General features: G+C 71.7%; 1 protein-coding gene. It reads right to left on the bottom strand.

Features of this window, described 5'->3' with window-relative positions:
- A partial coding sequence (locus tag J0695_RS40820) for a tetratricopeptide repeat protein (protein WP_242553780.1) occupies nt 1–442 on the bottom strand: 442 nt, incomplete at both ends.

The following is a 442-nucleotide window of genomic DNA, read 5'->3' on the forward strand; positions in this document are numbered from 1 at the left end:
GTCCGTGCGCACGTCCTCGGCCTCGTCGGTCGAGGTGTCGGAACCGGTGTCGGTGTCGGTGTCGGTGTCGTCATGCTCGTCGAGCGCGTCCATGAACTCCACGCCGTCCATCTCGGCCAACCGGTCCGAGGCGTCGGTGCTGCCGTCCCGGTCGGCCTCCACGGCCTTCGCGAACCACTCACGTGCCTCGTCCGCCCGTCCGGCGGCGAGAAGCGCGTCGGCGTACGCGTACCGCAGCCGCGCGGTCCACGGCTGCACGGCGTGGGACGCCAGCTCGGAGCTCTGGAGCGTCACAATGGCAGCGTCCAGTTGCCCCATGTCCCGCCGCGCGCCGGCCGCGACGAGCCGCATCTCGACCTGCCCGGCCTTGTCCAACTTCTGCACCTCGGGGGCACCGGCCATGTCCAGCGTCTTCTCCGGCCGCCCGAGCCCACGAGACGCT

Source organism: Streptomyces beijiangensis, from assembly GCF_017315755.1.
GTDB lineage: Bacteria > Actinomycetota > Actinomycetes > Streptomycetales > Streptomycetaceae > Streptomyces > Streptomyces beijiangensis.